Source organism: Ruegeria sp. F5 (assembly GCF_056533845.1).
The window spans coordinates 1-7,395 of record NZ_JBQFOU010000042.1 but is presented as its reverse complement, the minus strand read 5'-3'; the positions used below and the strand labels follow the sequence as shown (position 1 = coordinate 7,395).

Here is a 7,395-nt window from a genome sequence, read left to right as displayed (position 1 = left end):
CGCCCGTCGGATAATAAACACCCGTTACACCACCCGTCCCAATCGTGATGAACTCCTCAGAATACGCCGCAGGCGCAAAAAAGGCGGCGGCTACGGCCGCTGTGATTGAAGATTTATTGAGCACTTTGACACTCCTGTTGTCAGTCTTTTTTGATCCTTTTGAGAATGCCTGATCGATCCAAAACACGGTTTTGGAATCAGCCACCCAGATGCCGAAGATCAAAGCGAAACCAAACAAGGTGTGTCTATACGGTAGATTACGTATAGGCTTGCGGGTATGGGGCGGGCATCATGATCCGGCCCGCCCGCCAAGACCCTCTGGACGAAAGAATTGGACACCGCAGCGCAACAGGAATTCCGCCGGGATCAGGCCGAGCCCGCCCGCAGGCGCAGATCGCTGCGCGCGACGCTGGCCCTGTGTCTGGCCGGGTTGCAGTTTGTGGCCGTGCTGTCGGTGACGCTGTCGACTTTCGTCAGTTCGGAAAACGCGCTGCTGCGGCAATCGCGCATCTCGCTGAACGAGGTCAGCGTGAATGTCATCGGTCAGGTCAAAAGCTTTCTGAACCCCGCCCGGCAAGTGCTGGACGCCACGCGGCGGCTGGCGGAAAACGACGTGCTGGACATCAACGACATCGCGGCGCTGGAAAGCCATTTCTTCCAGCAATTGCAGGTAGCCCCGCAGCTGGCCGGGATTTATCTGGCCGACGACACCGGGCGTTTTGTCTATGTCATGCGCGCCGCAGAGCCCGGGCGCTATCGCACAAAGGTTATCCCGCCCTTTGCGCCCGGGATCACCGAACACCCTGCTGATTTCCAATGGCGCAACGACCGGTTCACCCTGCTGGAAACCGCCGAAACCCGGACCGACACCTATGAGGCCCGCTCGCGCCCGTGGTTCAGGATGGTGAGCCGGGCGAAAGCGCCGATCTGGACCCAGCCCTATTTCTTCTACACCACCCGCCAGCCGGGCATCACCTATGGCGTGCCGGTGCTGGATGAGGCCGGAGAGATCCGCGCCATCCTGGGCGTCGACATTCAAATCGATGCGCTGTCCGGCTTTCTGCTGGACATCTGGTCTGAGCGGCGCGGCGCGGCGCTGGTGCTCAACGACGATGGCTCGGTCCTGGCGCATCCGACGCTGGTGTTGATCGACCAGAACGCGGATTTCGACAACCCGGAACTGCCCATGGTGGACCAGATCGATGACCCTCTGGCGCGTCAGGCCTTTGCCGCGCTGGCGCAGACCGGCAGGGCCGAGGTCGCAGGCCCGGTGCATACGGATTTCGAACTGGGTGGTCAGGACTATGTCGCCATGCTGATCGACGTGTCCGAACCCGGCCTGAACTGGCTGATCGGGCTTTACGCCGCCGAAGACAGCTTTATCGGCGAGATCAAGAAGAACCGGGTGCAGGGCATCTGGATCGCCCTGTCCATTGCCATCCTGACCGGGGCCTTCGGTCTGGCGCTGGCCGACCGCATCTATGCCCCGGTGCGCAGTTTCGCCAGCCAGACCCAGCGCCTGTCCAGCGGTGAGATCACGCCCGAGGAACGCCTGCACAGCCCCTATCGAGAACTGGAAGATACCGGCGCGGCGCTGGCGCAGGAGGTGCGGCAGCGGCAGCGGTTCGAAACCGCCTATGGGCGCACTTTCGATCTGGCCTCGCGCGGGATGGCGCAGATATCGCCGGAAACCGGCCGGTTCCAGCGGGTGAACGCGCAGCTTTGCGACATCATGGGATATCAGCCGGTTGAGTTCGAAACGATGACGCTGGCCGATATCCTGCCCGAAGATGGCCAGCAGATCGCGGTGAAATTTCGCGAAACTCTGCTGCAGGATTCCGAATTCATCGCCGAGAACCAGTTTATCCGCAAGGACGGCTCATCCATCTGGCTGCGGGTGAACGCGATCCTGATCCGCGACGAAAAAGGCATACCCGATCACGCGGTTGCCATTGTCGATGACGTGAGCGACCGCAAACAGGCTGAGGATGAGGCCAGCCGCCTCAGCCGCGATCTGTCCCATGTGGCGCGGGTGAACCTGATGGGCGAGATGGCATCGGGGCTGGCGCATGAGTTGAACCAGCCGCTCAGCGCGATTTCCTACAATGTGGATGCGGCCAAGATCACGCTTGAGGAAATCGGCGACCCCGACCCCGAACTGACCCAGATCCTCACCGATATCGACCGGCAGTCGCGCCGGGCGGGCGATATCATCCGCGCCCTGCGCGAAGTGGTGCGCAAGGATCGCGGTCGGCAGACCGCGTTCGAACTTGGCGGACTGATCCGGCAGACCGTCACGTTGATGGAGACCGAGGCCCGGGAAAACGACATAACGCTCGCCTATCACGAGGCGACCCTGCCGCAGGTGATCGGCAACAGAACGCAGATCGCGCAGGTGCTGGTCAACCTGCTGCGCAACGCCATCGATGCGCTGGCCCGTGACCCGTCCGAGGCGGGCCGGATCACCATCACCACGCAGATCACGCCGGAATTTGTCGAGGTTCAGGTCGCCGATAACGGGCCCGGCGTCAGCCCGGAAGTGACCCTGTTCAACACCTTCGATACCCAAAAGACCGACGGAATGGGTCTCGGTCTTTCGATCTGCCGGACCATTGTCAAAAACAATGGCGGCACCATCTGGCACGACCCGACCGACACATCCGGTGCGCGGTTCTGTTTCACCCTGCGCCGCAGCGACCGACCGGCAGAGGGTGCATCATGACCCCGGAACCGCTCACCGTCTTTATTGTCGATGACGACGACGATGTGCGCATCGCCCTGTCCCGCTCGCTTGGCAAGCGCGGCATGAGTGTTGCGCATTTCCCCGACGCCCGGACATTTCTGGCTCAGGTCGGAGAGGATACCGCAGGCTGTCTGATCCTGGATTACGGCATGCCCGGCATGGACGGGCTGGAGTTGCAGGATCATCTGGTCCGAATGAACTCGACCCTGCCGATCATTTTCATCTCGGGCCATGGCGGCATTCCTGAATCCGTACGGGCCACCAAGGCCGGCGCGATTGATTTTCTGGAAAAGCCGTTTGACCTGACCGTCCTGATCGAACGGATCGAGGCCGCATGGAACGTCGGTGCCGACCTGCGGGCGCAAAAGGCGCGGCGGCAGGAACTGGCGGACAAGCGCAGCCTGCTGACCGAGCGCGAGGAACAGGTGCTGCACCACATCCTGACCCACCCTGCCCGCACTTCGAGCAAGGAAATCGCTGCAGAGCTGGGCATTAGCCCGCGCACAGTCGAAATCCATCGCGGTCGCATTCAGCAGAAGGTCGGGGTGAAAACCACTATCGAGCTTTACGAACTGTTCGCGCAGATGCAGTGAGCCCTGACCCGACAGATCGCGATCCGGGCCGGGCTCAGATGACGACCCACGCCGCCCTCAGGGGCTGAAAATCAGCACCACGAAGACGATGAACAACACACAATGCACGGCCCCGTTCAGCACGTTCGTTCGCACCCCGCCAAAGGTCATAAGGCTCATGACAAGGGTGAGCAGCAGCAGAACCATCGAACTGTCGCTCAGACCAAGCACCGTGTTGGTCTCGGTCAGAAGGCTTATGGCCAGCACGCAGGGAACCGTCAGCCCGATCGTCGCCAGCGCCGAGCCCAGAAGCAGATTGACCGAGCGCTGCAGGTGATTGGCGCGGGCCGCGGCCAGCGCCGCCAGCCCTTCGGGGGTCAGAACCAGAAGGGCGATGACCACACCGCCAAGGGCCAGCGGTGCCCCGGCCTGAACGATACCGACATCCACAAGCTTGGCCATGCGCTTGGACAGCAGAACAATCGGAACCAGCGTCAGAAGCAGCAAAAGCGTGTGGTAGCCAACCGAATAGACCGGGCCATGGCCGTGATCCTCGGCATGTTCGACCTCATCCGCGCGTTTGGGCTGCAGGAAATACCCCTGATGCCGCATAGTCTGAACGGTCAGGAACGCGGCATAGAGCAGGACGATGATAATCCCGAAGAACACCGCCTGCGGGACGGAAAAGGTCGGGTCATCGGTCGACACCGTGAATTTCGGCAGGATCAGGCTGAGCACCGCAAGCGGAAGCAGAACCGCCATGAACGCGCGCGCCCCTTGCAGGTTGTAATCCTGCTCGCGATGGCGCAGCGCGCCGATCAGCAGGGCCAGCCCGACCAGACCGTTCAGCACGATCATCAGCACCGCAAACATGGTGTCGCGCGCCAGCGTCGGCGCGGCCTCCCCCGTCAGCATGATAGCCGCAATCAGCGACACCTCGATCCCGATCACCGCCAGCGTCAGGATCAAAGTGCCAAAGGGTTCCCCCAGCAACTCGGCCAGCGCATCAGCGTGCCGGACAACGGCGAAACAGGCCCACATCATCACCGTGAAAATCAAGACAAAAAGCAGCCCCGCCAGCCAGAGGCTTTGAAGATCGTATAGCAAGCCATCCGCACCGAACTGGAATATGCCCAGCGTCACGATGATCAACGCGGTGGGCAGTTCAGCACGGGTAAGGCTCAACAGGCCGGGTTTCGATTTTTCTGGCTGATCTGCCATGGGTCACAATTTTGGTCTAAGTTTCGGAGTGCCGTTGTCGCGTAGGGTGAAATTGCCTTTGCCGATCAAATGTTACGCGCAGCATATCCGGGTTGGGCGGCCCTATCCAGCCAAACCTGAGACCACGGCGCGCGTGCAACGCAGTCAGGCTGCCGCCCGATCACCCCACCCCGGGTTGCCGGGTGGCCCGAGACTTGGTGATGGTCACGTAATCCTGCATCTGCACAAGGTCGCGCCCGGGCAGCCAGAACTCCTCCAACACAAATTCGGTGATCTCGACCCGCTCATCGGTGCTGAAATCATGAACCTGCGGGTACAGCATAATCATCCAGACAACCGCCATCAGGTCCTCGAAACGCTCGGGGCGGCAGCGGACCGCGCTGCTTCGGGCGGAAAAGTACAACTCCCCGCCCTCGGACCGCGCGTTGACCCGCGCGGGCAGGCCCAGCAGGTTCTGCGTGTTGCGGGTTCCGCAGAACTTTTCCGCGAACCGGTTGTACAGCCAGGTTGTCGAATACGGGCGCTTGGTCGATGAGGACATCAGGGCCAGATGCAGTCTGCCCGGCGCGCTGAGGACCTGATGGCAAAGGGCGCGCACCAGATCCGGCCAGCCCTCGGGGCGGGAATAATAAAGCGCGTGGTGAAGGGTCACCAGATCGAACTGCACCCCGCCCAGCCGGTCCTGCAGTGTTGCGTCGGCGGCCCGGTCCGAGTGGAAATCCCGAAGGTAATCGCCCTGCACCAGATGCACATCGTTCAGCAAGGTCCGCTCAACGCGCGTCTTCACGGCCTCCAACGCCGCGCTGTCGCAATCGTACAGCCACAGCCCGCCATCGGACAGCGCATGCAGCAGCTGAAACTGCGGCTCCTCGCTTGATCCGATGGAAAGCGTCCGCAACCGCTGATCTGGCGCGCCTTCCCGCATCAGCGCTTTGACCCCGCGCATCAGATCACGCGCCACATCGGCTTTTTCATCCGTGTGACGCTCCCACAGTTTCACCTGATCGCGCAGCCCGAGGTTTGCGGCCCGCAACCCGGCATCTATCAGCTCGGGTCTTGAGATGTGGGCCGGGCGCCCGATCTGGTTCAGAGCTTCGTCATACATCTGGCACCCTCGTCCGTTCGGTGAAAATCCGGTTTCGTTGAACCTCAGATGGCAAGCCGGGATGACGTCCGGGTTTCCCGAAACTTAAAGACCGTTAAGATTCAGGGTGTGATCGGCCAATATCACGGTTTGGTGACGGGCGCTCTGCCCCTGTTGTTCCACGCCGGCCTCAGCTCATTTTTCACAAAGTGTTGAAAATTTAGGCAGACCGCCCAAATACCGGGCAGTTTTCACGCCAACTGGGCTCGGCTGGCTGCACCATCAAGCGGCCTCGGGCCCCAATCCATAAGGGTGACTCCGATGAATTTCATACTAAAGGGAAGTCTGGTGACCCAGATCATCGTCGGTCTTGTTGCGGGCGTCGTGCTTGCAACGGTGTGGCCGCAGGCCGGAATGGCCGTCGGTCTGCTGGGTGATTTCTTTGTCGACGCGCTGAAAGCCGTCGCCCCCGTCCTGGTGCTGATCCTGGTCTGCGCCGCGATCACCAACCACAAAAAGGACAGCGAGGCCCGGATGGGCCCGGTTGTCATGTTGTACATCATCGGCACATTTGCCGCCGCCGTGCTGGCCGTCGCGGCCAGTTTCCTGTTCCCGGTCACGCTGCACCTGACCGGAACGGCCGAGGCAATGGCCGCCCCCGATGGTCTGGGCGACGTGGTCAAAAACATTCTGCTGAAAATCGTCGACAACCCGGTCAACGCCATCGCGCAGGCCAACTATATCGGCATTCTGGCATGGGCCATCGGTCTGGGGTTGGTCTTTCGCCACGCCAGCGACACGACCAAGGCGCTGATGTCCGATCTGGACGGCGCGATCACAAAGATCGTCTCGGCCATCATCCGTGTGGCCCCCATCGGCATTTTCGGCATCGTCGCCGCAACCATCGCCGAAACCGGGTTTGCCACGCTGATCAGCTACGGCAACCTGCTGGCGCTTCTGCTGGGCTGCATGGCGGTGATGGCCCTTGTCGTGAACCCGCTGATTGTGTTCCTGCGCATCGGTCAGAACCCCTATCCGCTGGTCTTCACCTGCCTGAAGGAATCCGGCATCACGGCGTTCTTCATGCGCAGTTCCGCCGCCAATATCCCGGTCAACATGGAGCTCTGCCGGCGGATGAATCTGGATGAGGAAACCTATTCCGTCACCATCCCGATCGGGGCCACGATCAACATGGCCGGTGCCGCCATTACCATTACGGTGATGACGCTGGCAGCGGTGCACACGGTCGGGATCGAAGCTGATTTCCTCTCCGCGCTGTTGCTGAGCGTGATTGCCGCCATCGCCGCCACCGGCGCGTCCGGTGTGGCCGGAGGTTCGCTCCTGCTGATCCCGATGGCAGCCAGCCTGTTCGGTATCGACAACGCGACCGCCATGCAGGTCGTCAGCATCGGCTTCATCGTCGGCGTCCTGCAGGATTCCGCGGAAACCGGCCTGAACTCGTCCACGGATGTCCTGTTCACCGCCGCCGGTTCCCACAAACGCGGCGACCCATATCCGCACAAACTGCCGCTGGAACAGGTCGCCTGATAGCGCCGATCAGATCCGATGCGGGTTTTTTTCGCAATCGGATCTGATGCGGCTCCCCTTTGCGCCCGTTGTTTATCAACGGGCGCGAACCACTGAGTTTAGGCCAGCAGTCGCTTTGGCGGCTGGCAGCCCGGGATCCGTTGCAAACTTTCGGCCATTGACGCTTTCGGAATTAACGAGTGAATGACTCGTCGGTCGTATCAAGTCGAAAGCCAGCTCATGATTTC

Annotated in this window: 5 protein-coding genes and 1 pseudogene; 3 read left to right on the top strand and 3 right to left on the bottom strand. The window is 61.4% G+C overall.

Annotated features, from left to right (window positions below):
- Positions 1 to 205: pseudogene (locus ACR0K1_RS25140) on the bottom strand (hypothetical protein); the annotation flags it as partial.
- Between the two features lie 126 nt (positions 206 to 331).
- Here ACR0K1_RS25140 and ACR0K1_RS25135 point away from each other — a divergent pair.
- Positions 332 to 2,722, top strand: a complete 2,391-nt coding sequence (locus tag ACR0K1_RS25135) for a sensor histidine kinase (protein ID WP_480852267.1) — start codon at positions 332 to 334, stop codon at positions 2,720 to 2,722.
- The gene (locus ACR0K1_RS25130; RefSeq protein WP_480617631.1) at positions 2,719 to 3,336 is read left to right on the top strand and encodes a response regulator transcription factor; all 618 of its coding nucleotides are present in this window, start codon (positions 2,719 to 2,721) and stop codon (positions 3,334 to 3,336) included. The genes ACR0K1_RS25135 and ACR0K1_RS25130 overlap by 4 nt, the downstream gene beginning before the upstream one ends.
- Before the next feature lie 57 nt (positions 3,337 to 3,393).
- Here the strand turns inward: ACR0K1_RS25130 and ACR0K1_RS25125 are convergent, their stop codons facing one another.
- Together ACR0K1_RS25125 and ACR0K1_RS25120 are read right to left on the bottom strand one after the other, a co-directional pair.
- Positions 3,394 to 4,500, bottom strand: a complete 1,107-nt coding sequence (locus ACR0K1_RS25125; RefSeq protein WP_480852266.1) for a calcium:cation antiporter — start codon at positions 4,498 to 4,500, stop codon at positions 3,394 to 3,396.
- A 196-nt stretch (positions 4,501 to 4,696) separates the two neighbouring features.
- A complete protein-coding gene (locus tag ACR0K1_RS25120; RefSeq protein WP_480852265.1) occupies positions 4,697 to 5,641 on the bottom strand; it encodes a class I SAM-dependent methyltransferase in 945 nt (314 codons plus the stop codon).
- Positions 5,642 to 5,941: 300 nt separating this feature from the next.
- Here ACR0K1_RS25120 and sstT point away from each other — a divergent pair, with 300 nt between their 5' ends.
- Positions 5,942 to 7,168, top strand: coding sequence for a serine/threonine transporter SstT (sstT, locus tag ACR0K1_RS25115; protein WP_480852264.1), 1,227 nt, complete (start codon positions 5,942 to 5,944; stop codon positions 7,166 to 7,168).
- Positions 7,169 to 7,395 lie beyond the last annotated feature (227 nt).

What these genes read in the sequence shown, in the direction of transcription:
- ACR0K1_RS25130 (WP_480617631.1), top strand. Translation starts at nt 2,719, where the DNA reads ATGACCCCGGAACCGCTCACCGTCTTTATTGTCGATGACGACGACGAT.
- ACR0K1_RS25120 (WP_480852265.1), bottom strand. Translation starts at nt 5,641, where the DNA reads ATGTATGACGAAGCTCTGAACCAGATCGGGCGCCCGGCCCACATCTCA.
- sstT (WP_480852264.1), top strand. Translation starts at nt 5,942, where the DNA reads ATGAATTTCATACTAAAGGGAAGTCTGGTGACCCAGATCATCGTCGGT.